General features: G+C 47.5%; 22 protein-coding genes. 3 read left to right on the top strand and 19 right to left on the bottom strand.

What is annotated here, in order from left to right; translation table 11 throughout:
* Positions 1-178: 178 nt before the first annotated feature.
* The 13 genes from BN4314_RS01030 to BN4314_RS01090 all read right to left on the bottom strand — a co-directional run bounded on the left by BN4314_RS01030 (position 179) and on the right by BN4314_RS01090 (position 16,069).
* Positions 179-1,384, bottom strand: coding sequence for an ABC transporter ATP-binding protein (locus BN4314_RS01030; RefSeq protein ID WP_021735065.1), 1,206 nt, complete (start codon positions 1,382-1,384; stop codon positions 179-181).
* The gene (gene malQ / locus BN4314_RS01035; RefSeq protein WP_021735084.1) at positions 1,372-2,880 is read right to left on the bottom strand and encodes a 4-alpha-glucanotransferase; all 1,509 of its coding nucleotides are present in this window, start codon (positions 2,878-2,880) and stop codon (positions 1,372-1,374) included. The genes BN4314_RS01030 and malQ overlap by 13 nt, the downstream gene beginning before the upstream one ends.
* Positions 2,881-2,882: 2 nt before the next feature.
* A complete protein-coding gene (locus BN4314_RS01040) occupies positions 2,883-3,749 on the bottom strand; it encodes a carbohydrate ABC transporter permease (RefSeq protein ID WP_021734901.1) in 867 nt (288 codons plus the stop codon).
* Positions 3,749-4,651, bottom strand: a complete 903-nt coding sequence (locus tag BN4314_RS01045; protein ID WP_021734980.1) for a carbohydrate ABC transporter permease — start codon at positions 4,649-4,651, stop codon at positions 3,749-3,751. The genes BN4314_RS01040 and BN4314_RS01045 overlap by 1 nt, the downstream gene beginning before the upstream one ends.
* A 124-nt stretch (positions 4,652-4,775) precedes the next feature.
* Positions 4,776-6,104 carry an ABC transporter substrate-binding protein gene (locus BN4314_RS01050; protein WP_068539307.1) on the bottom strand — a complete coding sequence of 443 codons (1,329 nt, stop codon included), beginning with the start codon at positions 6,102-6,104 and terminating at the stop codon, positions 4,776-4,778.
* 86 nt (positions 6,105-6,190) lie between these two features.
* The gene (locus BN4314_RS01055) at positions 6,191-7,231 is read right to left on the bottom strand and encodes a LacI family DNA-binding transcriptional regulator (protein ID WP_081700904.1); all 1,041 of its coding nucleotides are present in this window, start codon (positions 7,229-7,231) and stop codon (positions 6,191-6,193) included.
* A gap of 144 nt (positions 7,232-7,375) precedes the next feature.
* Positions 7,376-9,940, bottom strand: coding sequence for a heavy metal translocating P-type ATPase (locus BN4314_RS01060; RefSeq protein WP_035097817.1), 2,565 nt, complete (start codon positions 9,938-9,940; stop codon positions 7,376-7,378).
* A 51-nt stretch (positions 9,941-9,991) separates the two neighbouring features.
* Positions 9,992-10,288: a metal-sensing transcriptional repressor gene (locus BN4314_RS01065; RefSeq protein WP_021734961.1), complete on the bottom strand. Its 297-nt coding sequence runs from the start codon at positions 10,286-10,288 to the stop codon at positions 9,992-9,994.
* A 98-nt stretch (positions 10,289-10,386) separates the two neighbouring features.
* Positions 10,387-11,760 (bottom strand): DUF2130 domain-containing protein, encoded by a 1,374-nt coding sequence (locus BN4314_RS01070; protein WP_021735120.1) that lies wholly within the window; start codon positions 11,758-11,760, stop codon positions 10,387-10,389.
* A gap of 118 nt (positions 11,761-11,878) precedes the next feature.
* Positions 11,879-13,231 (bottom strand): S1C family serine protease, encoded by a 1,353-nt coding sequence (locus tag BN4314_RS01075; RefSeq protein WP_021734857.1) that lies wholly within the window; start codon positions 13,229-13,231, stop codon positions 11,879-11,881.
* Positions 13,232-13,482: 251 nt separating this feature from the next.
* Positions 13,483-14,157 carry a winged helix-turn-helix domain-containing protein gene (locus BN4314_RS01080; RefSeq protein ID WP_021734910.1) on the bottom strand — a complete coding sequence of 225 codons (675 nt, stop codon included), beginning with the start codon at positions 14,155-14,157 and terminating at the stop codon, positions 13,483-13,485.
* A 176-nt stretch (positions 14,158-14,333) separates the two neighbouring features.
* Positions 14,334-15,701 (bottom strand): glutamine synthetase family protein, encoded by a 1,368-nt coding sequence (locus BN4314_RS01085; RefSeq protein ID WP_021734852.1) that lies wholly within the window; start codon positions 15,699-15,701, stop codon positions 14,334-14,336.
* A gap of 161 nt (positions 15,702-15,862) precedes the next feature.
* On the bottom strand, positions 15,863-16,069 hold the full coding sequence (locus BN4314_RS01090; protein WP_021735004.1) for a hypothetical protein: 207 nt from the start codon (positions 16,067-16,069) through the stop codon (positions 15,863-15,865).
* Positions 16,070-16,239: 170 nt separating this feature from the next.
* Between BN4314_RS01090 and gpmA the strand changes: the two genes are divergently transcribed.
* The gene (gene gpmA, locus BN4314_RS01095) at positions 16,240-17,004 is read left to right on the top strand and encodes a 2,3-diphosphoglycerate-dependent phosphoglycerate mutase (RefSeq protein WP_021734950.1); all 765 of its coding nucleotides are present in this window, start codon (positions 16,240-16,242) and stop codon (positions 17,002-17,004) included.
* A gap of 92 nt (positions 17,005-17,096) precedes the next feature.
* Here the strand turns inward: gpmA and BN4314_RS01100 are convergent, their stop codons facing one another.
* The 4 genes from BN4314_RS01100 to BN4314_RS01115 form a co-directional block, all read right to left on the bottom strand.
* A complete protein-coding gene (locus tag BN4314_RS01100; protein WP_021734822.1) occupies positions 17,097-17,729 on the bottom strand; it encodes a TetR/AcrR family transcriptional regulator in 633 nt (210 codons plus the stop codon).
* A 62-nt stretch (positions 17,730-17,791) separates the two neighbouring features.
* Positions 17,792-19,531: an ABC transporter ATP-binding protein gene (locus BN4314_RS01105; RefSeq protein ID WP_068539308.1), complete on the bottom strand. Its 1,740-nt coding sequence runs from the start codon at positions 19,529-19,531 to the stop codon at positions 17,792-17,794.
* A 14-nt stretch (positions 19,532-19,545) separates the two neighbouring features.
* Entirely contained in the window at positions 19,546-21,255 is a 1,710-nt protein-coding gene (locus BN4314_RS01110; RefSeq protein WP_232309696.1) for an ABC transporter ATP-binding protein, read from the bottom strand.
* 213 nt (positions 21,256-21,468) lie between these two features.
* Complete coding sequence (locus tag BN4314_RS01115; protein WP_068539312.1) at positions 21,469-22,353, bottom strand: methionyl aminopeptidase; 885 nt, start codon at positions 22,351-22,353, stop codon at positions 21,469-21,471.
* Positions 22,354-22,479: 126 nt separating this feature from the next.
* Here BN4314_RS01115 and BN4314_RS01120 point away from each other — a divergent pair, with 126 nt between their 5' ends.
* Together BN4314_RS01120 and BN4314_RS01125 are read left to right on the top strand one after the other, a co-directional pair.
* Positions 22,480-22,749 carry an autorepressor SdpR family transcription factor gene (locus tag BN4314_RS01120; RefSeq protein WP_021735056.1) on the top strand — a complete coding sequence of 90 codons (270 nt, stop codon included), beginning with the start codon at positions 22,480-22,482 and terminating at the stop codon, positions 22,747-22,749.
* Positions 22,750-22,753: 4 nt separating this feature from the next.
* Positions 22,754-23,422 (top strand): SdpI family protein, encoded by a 669-nt coding sequence (locus BN4314_RS01125; RefSeq protein WP_021734944.1) that lies wholly within the window; start codon positions 22,754-22,756, stop codon positions 23,420-23,422.
* Between the two features lie 36 nt (positions 23,423-23,458).
* Here the strand turns inward: BN4314_RS01125 and BN4314_RS01130 are convergent, their stop codons facing one another.
* Entirely contained in the window at positions 23,459-24,211 is a 753-nt protein-coding gene (locus tag BN4314_RS01130) for a type 1 glutamine amidotransferase (protein ID WP_068539314.1), read from the bottom strand.
* On the bottom strand, positions 24,204-25,565 hold the full coding sequence (locus BN4314_RS01135; protein ID WP_021734984.1) for a Mur ligase family protein: 1,362 nt from the start codon (positions 25,563-25,565) through the stop codon (positions 24,204-24,206). The genes BN4314_RS01130 and BN4314_RS01135 overlap by 8 nt, the downstream gene beginning before the upstream one ends.

Consider the following 25,565-nt stretch of genomic DNA (forward strand, 5'->3'; position numbering starts at 1 on the left):
CCCGTAAGCGGCGTTAAGTAGAGCCTTGGAATGCACGTAAAAGCATGCGCTTGCCTCGCACTCTAGGCAATTTCCAGCCCCAGCTAATCTGCACGGAACGGACATGATGGCCTGTCACAAAAAGGCAGCCCACAAAAAGTGAGCTGCCGACAGAGGGGGCGCAAGTAAAATCTAGAGCTTAAAACTCGAGGTTATGTTCGTCTTCCTTAGAGAAGAGATGTACCGCATTGCCTGGGAAAGAGAAAGAGATCATCGTTTCAGGAGCAAATGCTGTTAATCCTGACTTTGCTAGCTCGGTAGTCTGAACAATAACGATAACGTCTTGACCCTTGGCATTCAGATGCAAATGAATTGAAGAACCCATCATCTCGGAGACTTCAACGCTGCCATTAAGCGTATTAGCTGCGGGAGGTTCATTAGCATCAAGTACCAAGTGCTCGGGTCGAACGCCCAGCGTAATGGCCTGGCTCTGGACATCATGTGCAAGAAGACGCTTCTGCTTATCTGAGCTTGGCTCAACTACAACATCACCTATGACCACCGAGTAGCTATCACCCTTGCGTACAAGCTCGGCATCAAAATAGTTCATCTGAGGCACACCAATAAAGCCTGCAACAAAGAGGTTTGCAGGATGGTCAAAGACTTCCTGAGGGGTGCCAACCTGCTGTACCACACCATCTTTCATGATGACAATGCTGTCACCCAACGTCATAGCCTCGGTTTGATCGTGCGTGACATAGATAAAGGTAGTGTCAATACGCTGACGCAGCTTGATAATCTCTGCGCGCATCTGGTTGCGCAGCTTTGCGTCAAGGTTGGAGAGCGGCTCATCCATGAGCAAAACCTTGGGCTCACGAACAATAGCGCGACCGATAGCAACGCGTTGACGCTGACCACCAGACAGTGCTTTGGGCTTGCGCTCGAGGTACTCAGTAATGCCTAAAATCTCTGCAGCTTCACGAACCTTGCGGTCAATCTCACTTGCCTCAACCTTGCGAAGTTTAAGGGGGAAAGCAAGATTGTCATACACGGTCATATGAGGATAAAGGGCATAGCTCTGGAAAACCATCGCGATGTCGCGATCCTTGGGCGCCACATCATTCATAAGTTTGTCGTCAATCAGCAGCTCACCGCGGGTAATCTCCTCTAGACCCGCAACCATACGCAGGGTAGTAGACTTACCGCAGCCCGAAGGTCCAACAAGAACAACAAACTCACGGTCAGCAATTTCGAGGTTGAAGTCCTCTACTGCCAAAACTCCCTCATCGGTTACCTTAAGATTGTGCTTCTTCTTGGGTGCCTGAGCTTTTTTGCCAAACAAGCCCTTCTTTGCCTCGGTGTTGGGATACACCTTTTCGATATGACGTAGACTTACTGTTGCCATGAGTGCTTCACACTCCTTTCATACTGGGTGGTGAGGTCGGCAATGTGTGCCGCCAAACTTTGACTCAGCTGGCCAGGCACAAGACGCCACTGCCAGTTGTCACCGAGAATTCCCGGCGAATTGATACGAGAATCTGCACCAAGACCCAGATAATCCTGAATCTGTGCCATAAAAAGCTGTGCTTTGCTTGCCATACCTGCGCGCACAAAAGCCCAAGGCAGATCGGACTCATCTTTTGCCTTGAGATATTTGATTGCCGCAGCTAAATCACTTGCTTGCACCTCTTGTGCCCATGCAGCAATAGGCGCGTTGTCATGAGAGCCCACATAGCACACACAATTTTGGGGATAGCCTTCTGGCATAACGCCTGTATTGTCCTGATCGCGTGAGTCAAAGGCAAATTGCATAATCTTCATCCCCGGAAGGGCAGATTGAGCAAGCAAATCACGTACTTCAGTGGTCAGGTAACCCAAATCCTCAGCAATCAAGCCGCAATCCCCAATGGCAGATTTAATAGCGTGGACAAGACGGATGCCAGGACCTTTGACCCAGTGGCCGCCTTTGGTGGTCGTCGCACCATAGGGTACCGCCCAGTAACTCTCGATACCGCGGAAGTGGTCGATGCGAATAACATCAAACAGACGAGCAGCACCAGCAGCACGGCGACGCCACCAGCCAAAACCATCAGCTTCCATAGCCTCATAATCGTACAAAGGGTTACCCCAAAGTTGACCTGTTGCTGAAAAATTATCAGGTGGTACACCTGCAACAAACGTAGGGACGTTCAGTTCATCCAACTGAAAGTTGGAAGGCTCCGCCCAGACATCAGCAGAATCCATTGCCACATAAATTGGCATGTCACCAATGATGCCCACGCCCCGTTTATGTGCGTAGTAACGCAATTCTTCCCACTGCTGGAAAAAGAGATATTGCGTATACACAAAGAGGCGAACATCACTCGCAAGCTTTATGCGATATGCTTCGCAAGCTTTGCTTTCATGAAGGCGAATAGCCTCATCAGGCCAATCAGTCCAAGCAACCATACCAAAGTGACGCTTTACGGCCATAAACAACGCATAGTCATCAAGCCACGTGGCATTTTCCCGAGCAAAGCGTGCAATTTTTGCAGCATCACGCTGCCAGCCACGCTCGCAAGCCAAGGCTAAAAGTGAGAGGCGATGCTCATAGAGTGCTTGATAATCAACACGCGCAGGATCATTTCCCCACTCAACTGCCATAAGCTCTTTGGTCTCTAGAAGTCCATCTTGGACAAGCAAATCAAGGTCGATCAAGTAGTGATTACCTGCAAAAGTCGAAGGACTTTGGTAAGGCGAATCTCCATAGCTCGTAGGACCTACCGGTAGCAATTGCCACCAGCTCTGCTTTGCTGCTGCAAGAAAATCAATCCACTCGTATGCAGCGGCACCTAAGCTACCGATACCATAAGGCGATGGTAGTGAAAATAGTGGAGCTATGATGCCACTCGATCTCTCCATGACTAACCCTTCACGGCGCCAGCTGCGACACCCTTGATGATGTGCTTCTGGCAGGCAAGATAGAAGGCAACAACAGGAATAATGGCAAGCAAAATCAAAGCCATCGTTGCGCCTAAATCAACGGTGCCGTAACTACCCTTGAGATACTGAATATGAATAGGAATCGTGCGGTATTCATTGGTATCAAGTACCAAATAGGGCAGGAGATAGTCGTTCCAGACCCACATTATTTCAAGGATACCTACAGATATCAGGGTAGGTTTAAGCATGGGCAATACTACGAGGAAGAAGGTACGAACAGGTCCGCAGCCATCAATTGCAGCAGCTTCTTCAATCTCAAGAGGAATTGCCTTCACAAAGCCCGAGAACATAAAGATGGCAAGACCCGCACCAAAACCTAAATAAATGATAGGAATGGTAAAGGGATTGTCCATGTGTAACACATAGGCTGTGCGAGATAGGGTAAACATAACCATCTGGAAGGGCACTACCATCGAGAAGACGCACAGGTAGTATACAACCTTGCAAAATGGCGAGTTTACACGCTGAATATACCAAGCAGCCATCGAGCAGAACACCAAAATAAGTGCTACTGATAAAACAGTAATAATGACCGAATAGAGAGCAGAGCTGGCAAAGGGATAGTTACCGAAGGTCATTCCCTTGATGAAGTTACCCCAACCAGCAAAGCTTTCTGCTGTAGGCAAAGCAAAGGTCTCGGTCTTGACAAAAGTATTTTTCTTAAATGAGTTGATAACCACGGCAACCATGGGCAACACCCAAGCAATGCAGATGATTGCAAGTGTCACCGACAAGGTAGTCTTGGTACGACGCTCGGCAGCGAGCGTCTGTTCTTTTGTCTTTGCCATTACTGCTGCACCTCCCTTCTACGGGTGTAAAAGAGCTGAGCCAAACCAAGTGCCGCGACAAGTACAAAGAAGATGACCGCCTTGGCCTGTGCAACACCGCGAGCGGCCGTAGCAGAGCCATAGAAGGTGTTGAAGATGTTAAGTGCCAACATCTCAGTCGTATTGATGGTATTGCCATCAGGCTGGATGATATAAGGCAGACCACCAGTAAGAGCAAGGTTCTGGTCAAAGAGCTTAAAGCCATTAGTGAGCGACAAGAACATGCAAATAGTAATCGAGGGCATGACGTTGGGAATTGTCACCTTAAAGAGGGTCTGTAGCTTGGTTGCACCGTCAATCTTGGCGGCCTCAAGCATATCCTCGGGCACTGCCTGCAGACCAGCAATATAAATAATCATCATATAGCCAACCTGCTGCCAGCACATCAAGATGATAAGGCCCCAAAAACCGTAGGAAGTATTAAGCAAGATTGACGTGTTATAGGCGCGCAATATGCCATCAAAAATCATCGACCAGATATAACCCAAAACAATGCCACCAATGAGGTTGGGCATGAAGAAGACCGTACGAAAAAGATTGGATCCCTTGATGTTTTGGGTAAGCACGTAGGCAACGGTAAAGGCCAGCACATTGATGAGCACAAGACTTACTACTGCAGTAAGAGCTGTGTACCAGAACGAGTGCTGGAAACTTTCATCAGCTAAAGCCGTTGCAAAGTTTGAAAACCCAACAAACTGAGCGTTGGAGACAAGCCTAAAGCTACACAGCGACAAATACATGCCTTGGATAAAGGGCCAAATGAAGCCGATGCAAAATGCAGCAAACACTGGCAGAATAAAAAGCCATGCCCAATGGCGCGTAGACCGGCGGATTGAATTTCCCGTCTTGAGCTTAGCAGCCATTCTCTCTCCTTTCTGCTTCTCAAAATGAATTCAATGCATAAGGGCATTTGGATAAAAAGCCAAGACGGGGCAATTTCATCCCGCCCTGGCTCCAAACTAAATCGCTAGTACGAACTGCTCAAGCTTAGGCATTTGCCTTTGCGTACTGGGTTGCCCAACCATCGACAAATGCAGTTTTAACTGCCTCCCAGTTTGCATCGGTCTGATCAGCGCAGTAAGCATTCATAGCCGAGACAAGAGCTTTACGATAATCATCAACGTTGGGCTGATAGTTGGTAGCCCAGTCCATGATATAGTTGCCCTTCTCGGTGTAAGCAGCAGCATCGCTGAGATAGGCGTTGGTGGACTTCGCAGCGTTTTGGAACGGCATAATACCGAGCTGCTCGACGAGCTGAGCAGAAGCGTCTGCATCGCTCACCAACCAGACCATGAAGTCCTGGGTTGCCTTCTGCTGCTCTTCAGAAGAGTTAGCGTTGATGGCCCAGCAGTTCTCGGTACCGCAGTTGAGGCCAGCCTTCTCCTCGCCTTCGACACCACAATAATACGGAATCATCGTGGTGTTCTTCTGTGCCTCTGCATAGGTGGCATACTGCCAGCTGCCCTGAATATCGAAGGCTGCCTTGCCATCGATAAACTCCTGGCCATTGGAATAAGAAGTATCGGTAGAGAGGGTCTTGGGATCAACGGTGCAGTTATTAATGCACAGATCAAAGAGCATCTTGTAGTTAGGCAAGAACTCACCTGTGATGGTCTTGGGGCACTCCTCCCACTTCTTGCCAGCCTTCTTCTCCTCATAGAAGTACTCGAGGTTTGCCATGTGGCCCGTAAAGCGCCAAGAACTGTCATCGGTCATATCACATGCAGTGAAGGCGTCAAATCCAAGCTCATCCTTGCGAGCATGAATGTCTTCGACAACCTTCTTGAGACCATCAAAGTTGGTGATATCATCCATGCTGTGGCCGGCCTTCTCAACAAGGTCCTTGTTGACGATGATGCCGTAGCACTCATAGCAGTAACCCTGGGAGACCATCTTGCCCGTCTCATCAAAGAGGTCGTAGGTATCGTCAATCTCTTCCTTCTGGATTGCGGTGCCCTTGAGGTCAACTGCATATTCACCCCAGGACTTGACGCCTGCGGCGTTACCAATAACAAAGAGCGTGGGGGCCTTGTCAGCCTTGTCCATGTCAGCGGTAAGGGACTGCTCATAGATACCCGCTGCTGCAGTCTTAACCTTGACAGAGACGCCCTTCTCATCGCTGTACTTCTTTGCGAGCTTCTGGAGAAGCTCATCAATCTCGGGCTTGAAGTTGAGCCAATAAACGGTAGCGCCACCCTCGTCTGCGGAGGAACCAGCACCACCCTTGCCACTCTTGCCACCGCAAGCAGCGAGAGTTGTTGCTGCAACAAGACCTGCGGTACCCAAGAAGGCCTTACGTGTCATTTTCTTGCTCATAGCAAATCCTTTCCCTCTGTTTATACTTCCCGCATCTTATGATGCGTTCGTGCCCTACATAACAAGCCGTACCTACTTTGCTGCATCTACGAAGCGACTGGAGCGATAGTGCCTCCCTTCCGCAGATATGTCTCCACGCGGATGTGCCGCGTAAAATCCTCCTTATTGAGCATCGAAAGCAGCGTGTCAACCGCAAGCTCTCCCAGCTCTATCTGGGGTTGCACTAAGGTGGTTAAGGTGGGAATTGCAAAGTACGACAGCTCAATTCCGTCAATGGCAATGAGCGAAAACTCCTGGGGAACTATCACGCCTTCATCATGAAGACCCTTAAGCGCAGCAATTCCCAGCGAATCGGATACCGCAAAAAGAGCGGTTACTTCGGGGTGATTTTGAATGAGTGTGCGAATTCCTGAATAGGCTGCTTCAAGAGAAAAATCTAGGGCATGAACAACAAGATTTTCATCGACCGTCAATCCTGCTTCGCGAAGAGCACAACAATATCCGTGATAGCGAAGCTCGGAGATAGAGTGATCATCTGTAGCCGAAAGAAGTACTGCTATATGCTTGTGACCCAGTTCAATAAGTTTTTTTGTTGCCTGAAAAGCAGTTGCCTCGTCATCAATAGCAACCGAGGAATAGCAACGTTCATCAAGGCTGCCAAATTGATTGGCATGAGTACAACAAATAACCGGAACACCAATAGAGGCAATATCCTCTGGATTATAGTCAAAACGACCGCCAAGCAAGATAACACCGCGTAGACGCTTTGACTGAGCAAGTGCCGCCGCAGCAGCAACTTCATCGGAATCAAACTCAAGTTGATCGATCACCATGGTGTATCCAGCGTGATCGATACGCTGTCCAATGGCTCGCACGATGGGGGTATAAAAGGTGTTTTCTGCACCACGAATTACTACGCCAAGATGCTTTGCTTGGGTTTGTACAAGGTCGCGAGCACTGATATTGGGTACGTAGCGAAGCTCGCGCACAGCAGCCATAACCTTGGCCCGAGTTTCTGCGCTCACATCGGGATGAGCATTGATTGTGCGAGAGACTGTACTCACTGCAACGCCGCTTAATGCTGCAACGTCTTTGATGGTGGCCAAGGTCTCCCCCCTTCGACTCATCTGTGCAAGACTTGTTTTTCTTGCTATTGGAAACGTTACTGGAAACGTTTCCAACTGCCTTTATTCTATTATCAGCTATAAAAAAGGGGCACAGGAGTGCCCCGGATTCTAGGTAAGCGGTCAGTTTTGGTCGGCAAGCGTCACTTACACAATACGTGCTTTATATCCTGCTTCTTCAACTGCCTTGATAAGTGTGCTATCACGAACAAGCAAACCTGCGTCAAGATCAGCTGTACCCTCCTCCAAATTGACAGTGACATTCTTGACACCCTTAACACCCTCAAGCGCTTGCGTGACATGAGCTGCGCAATGTTGGCACATCATGCCTTCAACCTTGAGCTGCTTGTGAGACATTTCTTCCTCGCCTTCTGTCAATGCAGACTGACTCTCTTGCATAACGCTGATATTTTGACTGCTACATTTGAGCTTCTTTGGCTTCCATAAACGCAAAAGCAAGGCGTTGCTTACCACAAAAAAGCTCGAGGCTCCCATAGCTGCAGCGCCAATCATCGGATTTATTTGGATACCCCACGGTACAAGCACGCCCGCCGCAATGGGAATGCAAAGTGCATTGTAAAAGAGCGCCCAAAAGAGACCTGACTTGATTTTTTTGAGCGTTGCCTGCGACAAGTCGATAGAGCTTGCTACATCGTTGGGATCGGAGTGCATCAATACAATGTCTGCTGATTCAATGGCAACATCGGTACCTGCACCAATAGCAATACCAATATCGGCGCGAGCCAGTGCGGGTGCATCGTTAATACCATCACCTACCATAGCAACCGTACTGCCCGTCTTTTGCAGGTCGCGAATTTTTTGCTCTTTTTCCTGCGGGAGTACACCTGCAATAACCTCATCAACACTCACTGCTTGAGCTACTGCTGTTGCAGTGGTCAACTGGTCGCCAGTAAGCAATAAGGTTTTGATACCCATGCGACGCAGGCGACATATCGCCTCAGCACTACTCACTTTGATGGGATCTGCAACGGCAAGCATGCCAACAGCTCGCCCACCTTCCGCAAAAAAGATTGGAGTTTTAGCCTGGGTTGCAACAGTCTCAGCCGCAGCGAGCAGAGCTCCCAGCTCGACACCTTTTGCCTCCATCAGACGGCGATTCCCCGCAAAAACCTGCTGACCTTCCAAAATCCCTGTCAGCCCACCACCATCAATTTGCTGAAAGTTTTGCACAGCAATAGCATGTCCGCCTTGAGCCTTATAGGCTTCTGCCCAACTCATGATAGCGCGCGCCAAAACATGTTCGCTTTTTTGTTCAAGCGCATAAGCAAGTCTTGCAAGCTTATCTTCACTCATGTCCTTTGCCACTACAACATCGGTGACCTTAGGTGCTCCCTCCGTGATAGTACCTGTCTTGTCCATCACGACCGTATCAACCTTGCACGCACCCTCAAGAGCCTCAGCACTCTTGATAAGGATGCCATATGCTGCTCCCCTACCAGTACCCACCATAACGGCGGTGGGAGTAGCAAGACCTAAAGCACAGGGACAAGAAATCACCAGTACCGATACCGCATGCATAAGCGCTACTGAAAGTCCTCCGCCCAAAAGCAACCAAACTATCAACACTATCAATGCAATACCAATAACTACCGGTACAAATACACCAGCGATCTTGTCTGCCACACGCTCGATAGGAGCTTTGGAACTGGTAGCTTCGTCAACCAAACGGATAATGGCAGAAAGTGTCGTATCATCTCCAACTGCTTGAGCCTCAATTGTCATCCATCCCGAGGTGCTCGTTGTGGCAGCGCTCACCTTTGAGCCTATCGTTTTTTCTGCAGGAAGAGGCTCACCTGTGATTGCAGATTCATCTACCAATGCAGAGCCTTCAACTACCACACCGTCTACGGGCAAAGACTCACCAGCGCGCACGATAACGTGCTCACCTAGGCGTACTTCCTCGGCAGGAATCTGTTGCTCTTCTCCGTCACGCATAACATTTGCCGTTTTAGGGGCCAGATTCATAAGCGAAGCAATCGCATCAGTAGTGTGGCCTTTTGCCCGAGCTTCAAAGTACTTACCCAAGGTAATCAAAGTCAAAATCATACCTGCAGAGTCAAAGTACAAATCATGCGAAGCTGCCATCGCCTGTGTAAAATCGCTACCACCAAGCGCCCAAGCCATACGCAGAGTCGCTGCAAGTGCATACATTACTGATGCGGTAGAGCCAATAGCAATCAAACTATCCATATTGGGCGATAGCTGCCCTAAGCTGCGAAAACCAAGCACAAAGTAATGACGATTAACCAAAAGGATGGGTACCAACAAAAGCAGCTCAACAAGCGCCCGTACCATCATTCCTTCTTGGCCCATAAAAAACAGCAATTGAGGCCATCCAAACATGGGTCCCATTGCAATATAAAAAAGCGGCAATTCAAAGATTGTAGAGATGATGAACTGGCGAAGCTTTTCTTCTTGAGTCTTGCGCGCAATCTCTCCAGGCACAGAAACAGCAACGTCCTTTTTACTTATATCTGAGTGCTGTCTACGCAGAGCGCCATAACCTGCTTTTTCTACGCTTGCCACGACCGCCTGGACTGTTGCAGACAAGCCATCATAATCTAGGGTCATTGAGTTTTTAAGTAGGTTAACATCCGCAGCGCTCACGCCTGGCACCGCAGCTGCGGCTTTGCTCACACGAGCAGCACAAGCAGCACAAGTCATGCCAGTAATATCAAGAGTTTCTTTCATATTTTTCCCCAAACCCAGCCTCACATCCTTAAGCTGGAGTAGCAACAGTTTTTACGCGCCAAATTTCTTAAGTAGGGCCATAAGCTCATCAAGCACTTCGGTATTACCCCCTTGGATCTGCTCAACTACACAGGTTTCTAAATGCTCCTTGAGCACCATGCGGCTCACTGCTTTAACTGCGCTTTCCACAGCAGCAAGCTGCGTGAGCACGTCGCCACAATAGCGATTTTCATCAATCATGGCTTTTACACCATTAAGCTGACCAATCGCACGATTGATGCGACGAGTAACATCTCCTCTTAGTTCATCCGAGCGAGGTGTCTGCTTACATGCGCACTGCTTCGCCATGCGAATCTCTCCTCTTCCCTGCTGTAGTTGAAGGTATTATACCCCTAGGGGGTATATCTCAATCAGAAAGCTGTTTATAGGAGGAAAAAAGCGAGTCTCTACTCATTAAGTTGGCGGAATTTCTCCTGCATGGTGGGATTGCCCCAAGTAAGCTTGCGAATAGTAAGACCCTGCGCTTTGTCATTAGCAATTCGTAGTTGGTTTTCGGAAGATAAGAGGTTTTCCTTAACCTTTTGCAGATGTGAGATTGTCTTGTCAATCTCCTCGATGGCCACATCAAAACGCTTTGACGCAGCGGCAAAATTTTTGGAAAAACCATCTTGGAAGTTCTGCATCTTTTCTTCGAACTGTGTCACATCGATATTTTGTTGACGAATCTCAGCTAATTCACGGCGAACATCAGCTGCCGATAAAGCAGCATTACGCAAAAAAGAAATTAACGGAATAAAGAACTGTGGACGGATGACATACATCTTGGGATAGCGATAGGACACATCCACGATACCTTGATTGTAAAGTTCACTTTCAGGCTCAAGCAGACTGACAAGCACAGCATACTCACAGCCCTTACGACGCCGATCAGCATCTAGTTTGGCAAAAAAATGCTCATTCGTCTTTTGGTTGCGCGCATCCGAGCTAGCAGATTCATTTTTCATCTCAAACATGATAGAGAGCAGTTCAACCCCATCGTCAGCCTCTTCACGAAAGATGAAATCCCCCTTCGTACCCTCGGAAGCATCGTTATCTTTCTCAAAATATGCCTGAGGAAATGCGGCCATACGAATCTTGTTGAATTCGTTTTGGCAATGCTGCTCTAAAGACTCTCCTACCAACTTGACCGAAAGTTTAGATTTCATATCTTTAAGCTGCGAAATCTCTTCTTCGCGAAGTTTGATGAGAGCATCACGGCCGGCAAGCTGCTCAGACATCTGCATCTGCAAGGTATTAACGCTACGTTCTGCTTCGCTTTTTGCGAGCGCGAGTTGCGAAGTCAGCTCATCTCGCTCTTTTTGCGCTTGAGCATACAACTTGGCAAGTGCGAGTTCGTTTTGTGCCTGAAGCGTATCTTTTTGGGAAGCAAGCTGAGCTGTCAGTTGAGCGATATGCGTATCACGCTCGGCTAGCTGAGTTTGTACCTGCTGGATAGTTTGAGTTTCAGCAAGACGAACTGCTTGATCACGGGTATCCTGAGCAGCCTTAATTTGAGCTTTAAGTTCTGCTAGCTGGGCATCACGCTGAGCAATCTCATGAGCAGCAATTTGCTTGTCTTTGGCTGCATCAGTCAAGAGCTGATCGCGAAGTTTTGCTAGCTCAAGCTGCTGAGACTTTTGACTATCGGAGCGCAGCAAATTCTCGCGTGCCTCAAGCTCACGTTTGAATTCCTTGTCTCGCACCTGCGCAACAATTTGAGCGTAACCACTTTCATCAACGGTAAAGTGCGTGCCGCAGTTGGGACAAACGATATCGCTCATGAGCTTTCCTTCCGCTAGCTTTGCTTGACACTTATCTTCTCACAAGCACCGGACAGCAAAAAGGCTGCCAACAACTGACAGCCTTTGTGTACTTCTTTCACAAACAAAATAAATAGTTCTACTCGCCAAAGCCTTCAAAAGGATTGTAATCTTGAGAATTTTGGTTGTCCTGAGGGTTGTTTCTCATGAGCTGTTGTTGGGTCTGTAGCTCCTCATCATTGCCCAGCGTTACCGTAAAGCTCTCTTCTTTGCCATCACGATTGACGGTGACCTTGACTTTATCGCCCTCAGCATGACTACGAATGCTCAAAATCACCCCATCAGCAGAACTAATCTTGTCATCATCAATTGCAGTAATGATGTCGCCTTTCTTGATGCCGGCCTCTGCAGCAGGACCATCCTTGTCAACCTGTGCTACATACGCACCCTTATCGACAGCAAGACCACTGGAATTTTGAGAGTTAACTGTCAGCATCGACACGCCAATATAAGCATGGGTGACCTTTTCGCCAGCAATAATCTTCTTGGCAATATTTACGGCGTAATTTCCTGGAATAGAAAAACCAATACCCGAGAAGTCACCACTTGAGGACTCTACCAGTGTATTGATACCTACAAGCTCACCCTTATCATTAACCAAGGCACCGCCGGAATTTCCTTGATTGATGGCAGCGTCAATCTGAATAAGGTTGGCGTAAACCGTAGTGCCCGAAGAAGAGGGCAACAGGGTCGAGCGGTATAAAGCCGAGACAATGCCTGTCGAAACAGACTGATTGAGACCAAAGGGACTGCCAATAGCCATAACCCAGTCCCCAACAACCAGCTTGTCGGAGTCGGCAATATCAATAGGAGTTACGCGAGCACCCTTAAGATCAACTTTGATAACAGCAATGTCAGAGGAGCTATCTGAGCCTACAACCTTAGCATTGTAAGTTTTGCCTTCAATATCGACCGTAATAGACTGGGCATTTTCGACTACATGATAGTTAGTGACAATATTGCCTTTTTTATCCAAGATAACGCCAGAACCCAGAGCTCCCCCGCGTGGAGTCTTAACACCAATGGACACAACAGAAGGCAAACACTTGGTAGCTACTGCCCTCGCAATCGAAGCATTTTCACCACTGGCGTTGATTGTTATCTTGTTACTTGAGCCTGGAGTTGGGGTGACAACTTTTGATCCAAGAGTCCCCGTACCAAGAAGTATCGCCACCAGTGCACCAGCGCCTACCGCACCACCAAGTACACCCTGCAAAAAATGCTTGGCTCCACTGCGCTTTTTCTTATGGGCATTGTGCTCCGAGGACGCGGTTATAGGCTGATCACCCACAAGACCATTTGCTGCGCCACCATAGTTTTGTGTGGGACATGGTTGTGGTGCCGTGGCCTGCGTTGCAGAGTTCACATGCGCAGAATGCTCAGAGGTAGAACTCTGCTTATCAAAGATGGGCTGATCATCAAATTCACTCATCGTTGCTCCTTTGCTTTGACACTACTTGTATGCCAAGCCTCAAATACAAGAAAAATTTACCCTTAATGAAAACTCTCATACCCAATAAGTACTAAGCCTACATTGTACAAAACAGTGCGATACGATAATTCTCAAGATAAATACTGCTGCTTTATCAAATACCTGTCTCACCGTTCTTTTTTCAAGAACAAAATTGTAGCTAGGTACAAACCTAGCTACAAAGACTTTAAATATAAATTTTGATCCACAACTTAAATCTTGAAGAGATAGCCAACGCCACGTACGGTCACAATATGAGCCGCAATCTGAGGACCTACCTTGGAGCGAACGCGCCGGATATGAACATCAACCGTACGAGTACCGCCACAATACTCAAAGCCCCACACGCGATGAAGCAGAGCTTCGCGCGAATAAGCGCGTGACGGATGCGTAGCCAAGAAGGACAGCAGCGAGTACTCCATCAGTGTTAAGTCAACGCTCTTCTCATTGATATAGACCTGATAGGTGGCCAGATTAATCGTCATATTGTCAACAGTAATGATGTCATCCGGAGCATTTTCCTCGCCAGGCCATAGCAGTAGAGAACAACGCACCTCAAACTCAGCATCACTGGCAGTAGAGCAGATAAAATCATTGTGACCCTGAACAGGCAAATGGAATTTGCTGAGCTTATGCTCATCCATAATAAAGAGACGAGGGATGAGCCCGTTGTCGGCCACGTAGCTATCAACGCTGGTAAGCGTTTCATTTTCCATATCTTCAGGATCAACAATTACTAAAGAAAACTCATGCCCCGAAGAAATTGCCTGCGAAAACGTAGCAGGCGTGGCTAGTGCAACCGAAACGTCGAGCTTATGCGTAAGCTCGCTCATTCTTGCATGGTAGCGATCAGATTTCGCAATGAGCAAGATATTCTTATGATGCATGTGCTTGCTCCCCGTACTCTTTTGCTAAGGCAGGGCCAAAGGCCCTGCACATTTCAAAAAGAATAGCATATTGATATAAGATTGGACACGAACACAAAAACTCACATCGAGTCTCTAGCTGTTGTCAGAGACTCGTTTCTTGCAAACATATCTTAACTAGCTGGAGCCTTAAGGATTTAAATACCTGCGTAATACCTATCACGCTCCCAGTCAGTAACGGCACTACAGTATTCATCCCACTCCTTATGCTTGGCTTCAAGCATATAAGAAACAATGTGGTCGCCCAGTACTTCTCGCATGAGCTCACTCTTTTCAAAGACATCTAGAGCCTCGCCTAAAGTGCGCGGCAATGAGGCCACACCCAGACGTGCAAGCTCAGCAGGGCCCTTAGCCAAAGTCTCAGCATTGACTTCACTGGGGAGTACCAGCCCCTCTTCAATACCGCGCATGCCCGCAGCAAGAGTAGCTGCAATAGCAAGGTAAGGATTGGCAGAAGGATCGGGGCTACGTAGCTCACAGCGAGCAGACTGGTGTTTACCTGGTTTGTGTAGAGGAACGCGCACCAGAGCGTTGCGATTTTTGAATCCCCAGGTAGCATAGGCAGGTGCATCCCCGGAAGGTACCAAACGCTTATATGAATTAATAGTTGGATTGCAAATTAAGGTGTATTCGGGTGCATATTTAAGAAGACCTGCCATGTACTGGCAACCCAGCTCCGAGAAGTGTGCATGCGGCGCATCAGAGTCACCATCGCGCGGACCCCAAAAAACATTATTACCCTCGAGATCAAAGAGTGAGTGATACAAAAACATTCCAGAGCCCGGGTACTCACTCATCGGCCTGGGCATAAAGGACGCCAGTACCCCGTTTTCTTGAGCCATCGAACGAATGACATAACGTGCCGTAATGATGTTATCGGCAGCAGTAAGAGCCTCGGTAAAGCGTAGTTCAACAGCATTTTGCGAGGGCGCACTGGAGTGAAAATTGTACTCTACAGGTACTGACATGCGCTCAAGCATCATGGTAGTATCGCGACGCAAATCAGAACTTGAATCAAAAGAAGTCAAATCAAAGTAACCGGCGTAGTCCAAAGGACGCGCTTGATTAGGACGAGCAGAACCATCTGAAGCAAAGTAAAAATACTCAATGCGAGGACCAATGTTGGCTACATAGCCTTTTTCATCAAGATTTTCGAAAAGTGTTTTGAGGCAAGTACGGGGATCGCCCTCAAAAGGCTCGCGACGAGGCGTGGCGATGTCACAAATGATACGCGCTGAGGGACCTTCGGAGGAATTGCCTGGCAAAATCTGAAAAGTCGAGGCATCAGGGAAAGCTAGCATGTCAGATTCTTCAAGCGGTACAAAGCCATCAACGGAGGAACCATCAAAGCCAATGCCCTCTTCAAAGGCTTCTTCCAAATCTTCAGCTGAAATAGCAAAAGATTTTAATGTGCCGAGCATATCGGTAAACCACAGTCGAATAAAGCGAATATTGCGCTTTTCTACTGTACGCAGAACGAAATCGATGTTTCTGTCATCGCTCATTCAATGCCTCCCTCAGACATATCATGCCAGACCAACTCTCTACAGCTCTTGCACAGGACAGCCCCCGCAAAACTGCGCATACCTATAGTCGAACATGGAAGTATTCCATACATAAATTTCGTCTCTGTTACCTGTTTTGACTAAACTCTGCAGAAGGTAGGCTAACGACCTTGTATGTCCTTTTTAAGAGCAGAATTTGCGCGCTGGAGCATATCGGCTGCAGCAGAACAGTGACCTGAACCCGCAGCTCGTGCCTTGCAGGTACCAGAGCTGCCGCAACTCGCACACTCTCCTCCGCCTTTTCTAAAAGAACGAAACACCAAAAAGACACCCAGACCGATGAATGCTAGGACGATTAAATCAACCATGGTACCCCCTCATCTTTGTTAGACAAGTATAACTATACTCAATAAACTCTGCCTTACGGTAGTAATACGTTGATTGCTACGTGAGGAACACACGGGCCTTACTCTCACTTACAATAAGAACTAACAGGTCGCGGATTACCGCGTAGGGACAAGACGGGAAAGAGGAACAGATGGCAGATAACCAAAACATGCAACTTGTCATTATTCGTCACGGCGAAAGCGAGTGGAACAAGCTCAACCTCTTTACTGGTTGGACAGATGTAGATCTTACCGATACAGGGCGCGAGGAGGCTGCTGCAGGTGGCCGTGCGCTCAAGGAGGAAGGTTTTGACTTTGATCTCTGCTATACCTCCCTACTCAAGCGTGCTATCCATACCCTCAACCACGTTCTTGATGAGATAGATCGCAATTGGCTACCTGTATATAAGACATGGCGTCTTAATGAGCGCCACTATGGCGCACTTCAGGGCCTAAACAAGGCCGATGCTGCTGCAGAGCACGGCGATGATCAGGTCAAAATTTGGCGTCGCTCCTTTGATGTACGTCCACCTGCGCTAGAGCCTGGCGATAAGCGCGATCCTCACGTCCAAGATCAGTTCCGCGATGTACCTCAGGAGGAGTTGCCTTACACCGAGTGCCTCAAGGACACCATCGCTCGTGCATGGCCGTACTTTGAGTCCGAGATTAAACCTCAGATGTTGGCTGGCAAGCGCGTGCTCATCGTTGCTCATGGCAACAGCCTACGTGCTCTTGTGATGCAATTTGAGCACCTTACTCCTGAGCAGATTCTTGAGGTCAACATCCCTACTGGTGTTCCTTGTGCGTACACCTTTGACAAGGACTGGAACGTTATCGACAAGCGTTACATCGGCGATCCTGCCACCATTGAGGCAAAGATTAACGCTGTCGCCAACCAAGGCAAGGCAAAAAAGTAGTTTTGCTTAATATGACAGCTATGCTGTTAGTCTAAACCAGAGTCGCTTGCGGTTTAACTGCGCAGGCGGCTTTTCTTGTTCTCATATTTCGACTATGAACGCAGCTTATCAAATAAACTTGCATAACCACTGTGATAAAAGTAGACAAGTTCTTGTATATATGTAGCAGCGATTCCTTCATCTGGTTCATTATAAAAAATTTCAAAGACACAGGAAAAATAAGAGCGCGCGAGGGCATGCGCCAGTATGCCCGAGATGGGAGACATGCTCTCATTGCTTCGAGCATTACAGATTTCAATATATTCAGCCGTACTTTTTACCTCAATCTCCACAAAGCGATCAACGTAGTTTTCCCACGGTGTGCCACCTGCTTTTTCTAACACAAGCAAAAAAGAATCGCGATTGGCATAAAGTGCTTCAGTTATACGCTTACTCACCGCAAGCGTGTAGTCAAGCATGGCTTCCATGCCTTGCTTATCGGGACTTAAGGCATAGAAGTCCTCTTGGGCTTTTTCAAAAAGGGCAAGAAGGCCCGCAGCGGCGGGCTCAACAAGCGCATCAAAAAGCGCTTGTTTTGAAGTGAAATAACCATAGATAGCACCCGTGGTCATATGTGTTTGTTGCGCTATCGTACGCAGAGATGCCTTCTCAAAACCGTGCTTCCAAAACTCATTACGAGCCGCAGCAAGAATTTTTTCTCGTGAAGAACTCTGTACTGCTGTCATACCAATGTCCCTCTCGCCCGCCTGCCTTGCAGTGTCATTATAGGCAAGCGGGCATACAGGCTTTATAGAGAAGCTATCTTCCAACCAGCTGCTTGCTTACGCATATTTACAAATGTGGCATAAAGACCATCTTGCTGCATAAGCATATCGTGTGTACCACGCTGGACAATACGTCCTTTGTCACACACGAGTATCTGATCGGCATTGCGTACCGTTTTGAGGCGATGCGCAATCAAGATAACCGTCTTACAAGAGATAAGCTCAGCAATTGCATGCTGCAACTCCAACTCATTTTCTGGATCAACATTTGCCGTTGCTTCATCAAGCACCACAATTGGTGCATCTTTTAAAATCGCTCGTGCAATTGACAATCTCTGGCGTTCTCCCCCCGAAAGCACTGAGCCATTTTCACCGAGACGTGTCTCATAACCATCAGGCAAAGCAGTAATAAAGTCATGACAACACGCTCTTTGTGCTGCTTGTACTACCTGATCATGAGTAGCATTGGGGGAACCGAACTTAATATTATTTTCAATCGTATCGTCAAAGAGAAATACGCCTTGGAACACGGTAGAGAAATTTGAAAGTAACGCATCAACTTTATAGTCGCGCACATCGTAGCTACCTAGACTGATACTGCCCTCATTTACATCCCAAAAGCGTTCAATTAAACGTGCCAAGGTAGTTTTGCCCGAACCAGAAGGACCAACGATTGCACAGGATGTACCTGATGGAATGCTAAAACTAACATCTTCTAGAATCCGTTCTTTTCCATAACCAAAACAGACATGACTCAGCGTAATATCGAGATTATCTGGTACTTCTTTTCCAAGCCCTTCACTCATTTCTTCCGTAGCGAGCAGCGAGTCAACACGTTGCATTGCAACTTCTATATGGCGCAAAATAGTAGAAAAAGCTCCTGACATTTCAAGACGGCTAAATACCATAAATGAAGCAACTATCATCGTAAGACTAATACCTGCATCCATTGAACCCGTTAGATAGAGCCAGCATGAAAGAAGACACAGAGCAACGCTTGTAGCTTTTGAGACTACGGCCTGCATAAGGGCAAAGCGCATGGCAGCAAATTCAAAGCTAATATTTTCTTTTTCACAGGCAACAATGGCACAAGTCAATTTATTCTGTGCACTATCAAGAAGGGAGAAAGCGCGTACAACTGAAATACCACGGACATACTCAAGTACAGCTTCTACGATGGACTGCTGAGCGGCAGTTCGCCTGTCAGATGCCACGCGGACAAACCGCTGTAGAAGCTCCATACTACCCGCAAACAAGGCAGTAGTGGTAAGGGTCAAAAGACCCAATCTCCAATCGAGCACAAACATCATGACGCAAATCATCAGTGAAAAAGCTAGACCACCAAGGACTGCCTGGTAAACCAAACCGCCAAGATTTTGCATGTCATCAAGGGTATTTGTCATAATGCTTGTAACTTCTCCTAAGCTTTTTTCATTGAAGTAACCCATCGGCAGATGACGCAATTTATCGCCTATATCCATACGTTTTTTTCCCGCGTTACCATAATTAGCCCAGCAAAAATTCATGCTGGCAAGATGCGTCGTAACAAAGGATCCAATAATATTCACGAGCATTACGACAAGAGAAATGAGAGCCGTTGCTGCTGATACTTCATTACGAACAAGACTAGAGAGTACAACCCAAAGTGCCGTAATTTGTAGGGACTCAAAAAGCGCATGTAGAAGAGTAAAGACGAGGCCGCGCTTTAATTTGAGTTGGTAGGCATTGCCAAATATAAAATACTTTCTTAAAACAGAAAACATAGTTTTGCCCTCCTTTAGGCCTCGTCGCGTGCGCCGATGTGCGCTGTATACATATCTGCATAAAGCGGGCAATTTTCCATAAGCTCACGATGCGTGCCCTGGGCTTCAACGCAGCCCTTTGACATCACCACAATCAAATCAGCATCACGGATTGTAGAAAGTCGATGTGCAATTACAATCAGCGTTTTGCCAGTTACCAATTTGCCAACTGCTGACTCAACTTCAACCTCGCTTTCGGGGTCGGAATAGGCGGTAGCTTCGTCAAGCAGCACGATGGGTGCGTCTTTCAGCATGGCGCGTGCAATGGTAATGCGCTGACGTTCGCCACCTGAAAGATGGCCGCCCGCACTACCCACGACTGTCTGATAGCCTTGCGGCAATGCAGCAATAAAATCATGACAACCCGAAGCTTTTGCACAAGCTATTACCTCTGCATCACTTGCTTGTGGCCTACCCATACGAATATTGTTCATGATGCTTTCATTAAACAAATAACTATTTTGGTCGACATAGGCAATTTGCTGTGTCAGTTGCTCTGCAGTCATCTCTTGCAGCGCATGTCCACCAATGCATACCTTGCCACTATGAGCATCCCAAAAACCTGCAATAAGCCGAGCAAGGGTCGACTTTCCCGAACCAGAAGGACCAACCAAAGCGGTCATCTGTCCTGCTTTTATTTCCAAATTTACGCCATGAATAACCTCTTGGTCACTATAAGAAAAGTGCACATCTGAAAGGCTGATGTCATAATTTTCAAGCACGATCGGCTTTGTGGCACGACGCTGATTGGGCAAGTCAAGCACCTTGGCAATCTCATCTACCGTCGTGCCAATCTGCGCCAAAGAATCTGCAAAAGTCGCCGCTGCATAAAGTGGTGGAAAGATACCCACTGAAAGAACAGCACACATGACAAAGGTAGCTGGGTCAAGCGTTTTCTGCGCAACAAATAGGCAACCTAAAGGCAATACGGTAACAAGCGTTGCGGGCGCGAGTGAATATGCACCGTTCGCCCATACTTGGCAATGTGCCATCCAATCAATATAGGCATGTGCCGATGCGTGAACGGCACGGGAGAATTTCTCATATGAGCTGGCAGATTGCCCAAACGCCTTGATAACCTCAATACCAGCGACATACTCAACCGAGGCATCATTCATGGCTTTACCCGTTGTTACGGTATTGCCGTACCATAGTGCATAATCACGGGTCATTCCCACCATGCAGAGCATCCCCAAAAGAAATGGGATAAGTGCTGCTAACGCTAACCTCCAGTCAAGGGTAATTAGATATATCAAAACGAGCGCGGGAATCAACAAATTTGATGTTAGTTCAGGGACCGCATGAGCGAGCATAGTCTCAATACTATCGACTTTCTCAACCATCAATGATTTAAGTGTTCCTGAAGGAATATCAAGAACGTAACCCATGGGAACATGAACAAGTTTTTTGGCTAAAAGCTGGCGTATATTCGAAATAGTAGCAAACGTAGCCATATGTGAAATCGCCGTTGAGGCAAAGTGGAACACCAGATAAGCAAGGTAGCCTATCGCTGCAACTACTCCCCAATACAAAAAGAAGCCCCAATTTCGTTGTCCTGTGAGGATTCCTGCGATCATATGTCCGGCAGCAAAATAGGCAGCCATACTTCCTGCAACACCAATAATCGCAAGAATAACGCTGAGTGCATAGCTTCCCTTTTTTTCAGACCATCCCAAAAGTCTCATGAGAGGTGATGATTTTTGGGATGACTTTGACGATGAAGGTTCCATCTCTTTCCTTCCTATTAGTTATCCTTAGCTAACTATATAACAGTGTTATAACAGTTTTTATGACAGATTCCCACCCAAAAGAAAAAACTTTTAATTAAAAAAGGTGCCAAGTATTATTGGCACCCATTTTTGAATATATTGAGCAAGCAACAAAGCTATAAAGCAAGGCTACCAAGACAAAAGCTCATATCCATCTTCGGTAACAACCAACTGGACTTCCCGCTGAGCAGAATCACTACCGTCCTTGGTACGGACTACCCAACCGTCACTTTGATCAATCCAGATGTCGTGAGCGCCTGCATTAACCATAGGCTCAATGGTAAAACACATACCAGGAACAAGCACATAATCGGTACCTGGCTCACCTACAAAGCTCACAAAAGGATCTTCGTGGAACTCTTTTCCAATGCCGTGCCCACCATACTCGCGAACCACCGAATATCCTGCTTCTTCAACGCAGCATTGAACAGCATAAGAAACATCACCGAGATGACCCCAAGGCTTAACTGCCTCAAGTCCCGCCTTAACCGACTCGAGCGTAACCTCTACCAAACGGCGACGCTCATCGGAAACCTCACCAATACAAAACATTCGACTCGAGTCCGAGAAATAACCATTCAAGATAGTCGAACAGTCAACGTTAACAATATCGCCTTCCTGCAGCACTACCTTAGGAGAAGGAATCCCGTGGCAGACAACATCGTTAATTGAGGTACAAACACTTTTTGGATAGCCCTCGTAGTTAAGGTCAGCAGGGACGCCGCCATGTGCGGTGGTATATTCATAAATCCACGTATCAATCTCCTCGGTGGTAACTCCTGGAGCAATGCGCTTCCCCACCATATCTAGCACGCCACGATTAATTACAGCAGATTTACGAATGCCCTCAATATCAGCCTCGGACTTCATGAGACTGCGAGGGAGCAGCTCTTCACCTGCAAGCGCGAGTTTTTCCATACGCTCATCTTTGCGCATATGGCATTTCTTGTACTTCTTGCCCGAACCACACCAACATTCGTCGTTGCGACCTGGTACGTATTCATTGTCATACATGGCTTACTTCCTTTCATCGCGTTTCATTATAGGTTTCAACCAACAAAAATCAGTCTTGACGCAAGAAGAGCACTGTCATACCATCTCATACTAATTTGATATTCATCGAATTAGTGAGGAAAGGACATGGCTGGAGAAGCATTCACTGCACTATCTGATGTAACACGCAGACGAATTTTGGAACTCTTACAAGACCAAGAACTCACGGCAGGTGAAATTGCCGAGCATTTTGACCTGAGCAAAGCCACCCTCAGCCATCATCTTGCCATTCTCAAAAATGCAGGGCTTGTAAGTTCTGAAAAAGAAGGACTCTACGTACGCTATCGACTCAATACTACCGTTGTTCAAGGACTCATGGCGTGGCTGTTTGAACTCACGTCACACGAAGGGGCGTAAGACCATGAAAACTAAAGAAAAGAAGTTTTGGCTGACAATAGCTCTACTTTGCCTCATTAATTTTGCAGCTCATCTCTATTTTTATCCGAAGCTCCCTCAGACTATTCCTACGCATTGGGGTGTAAGTGGACAGATAGATGCTTATGGTCCTCGTTGGACAACACTGGTTTTTTCGGGCTTGCCTCTGGGTATGTTGGTGACTTTTTACTTTATCCCCAAGATTGATCCAAAAGGTGAGGCGTATAAAAAAATCCAAGGACTTTGGCATAACTTTATCATTGCTACGAGCTGTTTTTTCATTATCCTTTCTTGGATTACAGAGGCTACTGTGTTTGGTTGGATTCCCCAAAGCAGCAAGGTAATCCCTCTGCTTATACTTTGCACAGTAGGAGTGGGCCTCATCGCTCTCGGAAATTATCTTCCCCGCGTACGCCAGAATTACAGCTTTGGCATTAAAACACCTTGGGCACTGGCAGATGAACATTGTTGGCAAAGGACACATCGCATGGGTGGTATTACGTCCATATTTATGGGAGTAGGACTCATCATCTGCGGTCTTGCCAGCGATATTTTGCAAGCACTCGCAACGCCCATTCTTACCGTAATTTTGTTGGGCGGAGTTGTATGGATGTATCTCTACTCATATCTAGTTTATGCAGGTAAAATGCGCTAGGCAATCAGACGCACTGCCAAGCTGGACAAGACACGTCTATTGCTCTTTAACCTTACCTAGAAGCAGGCGTTTTGTCATAACCGAGTTTGCTTCAAGCTCCTCTGCATCGTCAAGCGGCTCGAGCGTTGCATCACCGTAGCGGCGCCCGAGCGCACTCGAGATAAGATAATCTGCTACCCCAGGATTTTTTGGGAGCAGGGGGCCATGAATATAGGTACCTAGCACATTTTTGTAGAGACAGCCCTCAAAACCCGTCTTGCCATCATTGCCATGACCATATAAGACCTTGCCCATAGGCTCAACATCAGCACCTAAATGCGTACGCCCACCATGGTTTTCGTATCCCACAATACGCTGCGGAGAGATGCGACTCTCCACTACAATATTGCCAATAAGGCGTGGCTCTGCTCTATCGGTGTACATGTCCACCAAAGCGAGACCGGGAAGCTCTTCATCCCCCATCAGATAGCTGGATCCGAGTAGCTGATAGCCACCACAAACTGCCGCAAGGACACCATTATCCTCGACAAAGGCGGATAGCTCTGTTTGAACCGAGAGCAGCTCCTTACAAACAATACTCTGCTCACGGTCGGATCCCCCGCCAATAAAAGCGATATCTATATTCGAAAAAGTCGGACGATCGCCCATATGACATTCAATGACCTCACAGGCAATCCCGCGCCATTCCAAACGACGACGCAACACAAGAATATTGCCCGAATCACCATAAAGATTAAGCAGCTCAGGATAGAGATGCGCAATACGAAGTGTCCGAGAAGTACTAGACATGGCGCGCCCTCATCTCTTCAAGCTCAGCTTTGGCAGGCCAGAGCGCCGAGTAATTTGTGAGTACATAGAGTGTTTGTTTTGTATCAGAGGCGTCAAGCGAAGCGAGCGTGCTCTTTACACTTTCAGAAATTGATGAGGCGATTCCTGCATACTTCAGACGTACTTGCAAATCATTTGCGCGACTGCCACTGCAATATACCTGTATAGGATTCTCATCGTCAGAAAGACGCTCAAAATCAACATCCCAAATCCAGGAGATGTCCTTACCATCATTTACCTTGTCATTAATGGCAATATGAACATATTTGGGACGTTTGTCCGCCAACAAAAGAGAGATATTTTGGTTAAAACCCGTAGGATTTTTTGCAAGGTTGAGAACCACTTCGCGCCCATAAACGTTGAAATGTTGCAAACGACCGTTGGCAGGCTTGAATGTATCTATAGTACGCTGAAAACTTGCGGCATCGACTGCAGCAAGATGCGCTGCAGCATAGGCAGCAAGCAGGTTATACACCATGTAAACGCCACCGAAATCAGCATGGAGCTGCAGGGGCCTTTCATTACTAAAGCCAGGTCCCGACACACTAAATGTGATTCCTTCACGGCCTACTCTGACCTCGCGAGCCACAAAGTCGAGCTCAGGATGGGCAAAATCACAGCTGGGGCAACGAAACGCACCAAGTTGTGCATAGCTGCGATAGTCATAACTAAGCTCTGCTCCGCAACGCTGACAAAAACGCGCTTCGGGCACACGATCTGCTGCTTGATCTAAATCCTCACCAATACCAAAGCTCAACACCTGCGTCCCTGCCTGAGCAGCACGATAAGCGACGCCTACCGAAAGCGGATCATCGCCACAACACACAAGACAAGTCTCAGGAGATGCTAGCAGGGCTGACACAATAACATCCTGTACGTGCTCAATTTCACCTGCCCGATCTAACTGATCTCGAAAGAGGTTGAGCAATACGAGATATTTGGGGCGCAGTTGGGGAAGGATATGAACTGTTGAGAGTTCGTCCGCCTCAATCACTGCCCAGTCTGCCGTTTTTCCAGGAAGCAGTGCCGCCGCAACACCAGGAGCCATATTTGCCCCCACGCGATTGCAGAGTACACGCTTACCGGTAGCCTCAATAGCAGATGCCACTATATTGCTTGTAGTGGTCTTACCATTTGTGCCGCAGATAACAATCGAACCCTTTTGCAGTTTTCCTGCCAAAGCTGCAATCACCTGGGAATCTACACCCAGCGCAACTCTACCAGGTAGCTGGGATGCATTGCGGTGAAGCAAATCGCGCAAGCCCCAAGAAGTTAGTCTCCCTAAAGCGATCGCAACTGATGTGCGCAAACTCAC

The sequence above is a fragment of the Olegusella massiliensis genome (genome assembly GCF_900078545.1).
Lineage (GTDB): Bacteria > Actinomycetota > Coriobacteriia > Coriobacteriales > Atopobiaceae > Olegusella > Olegusella massiliensis.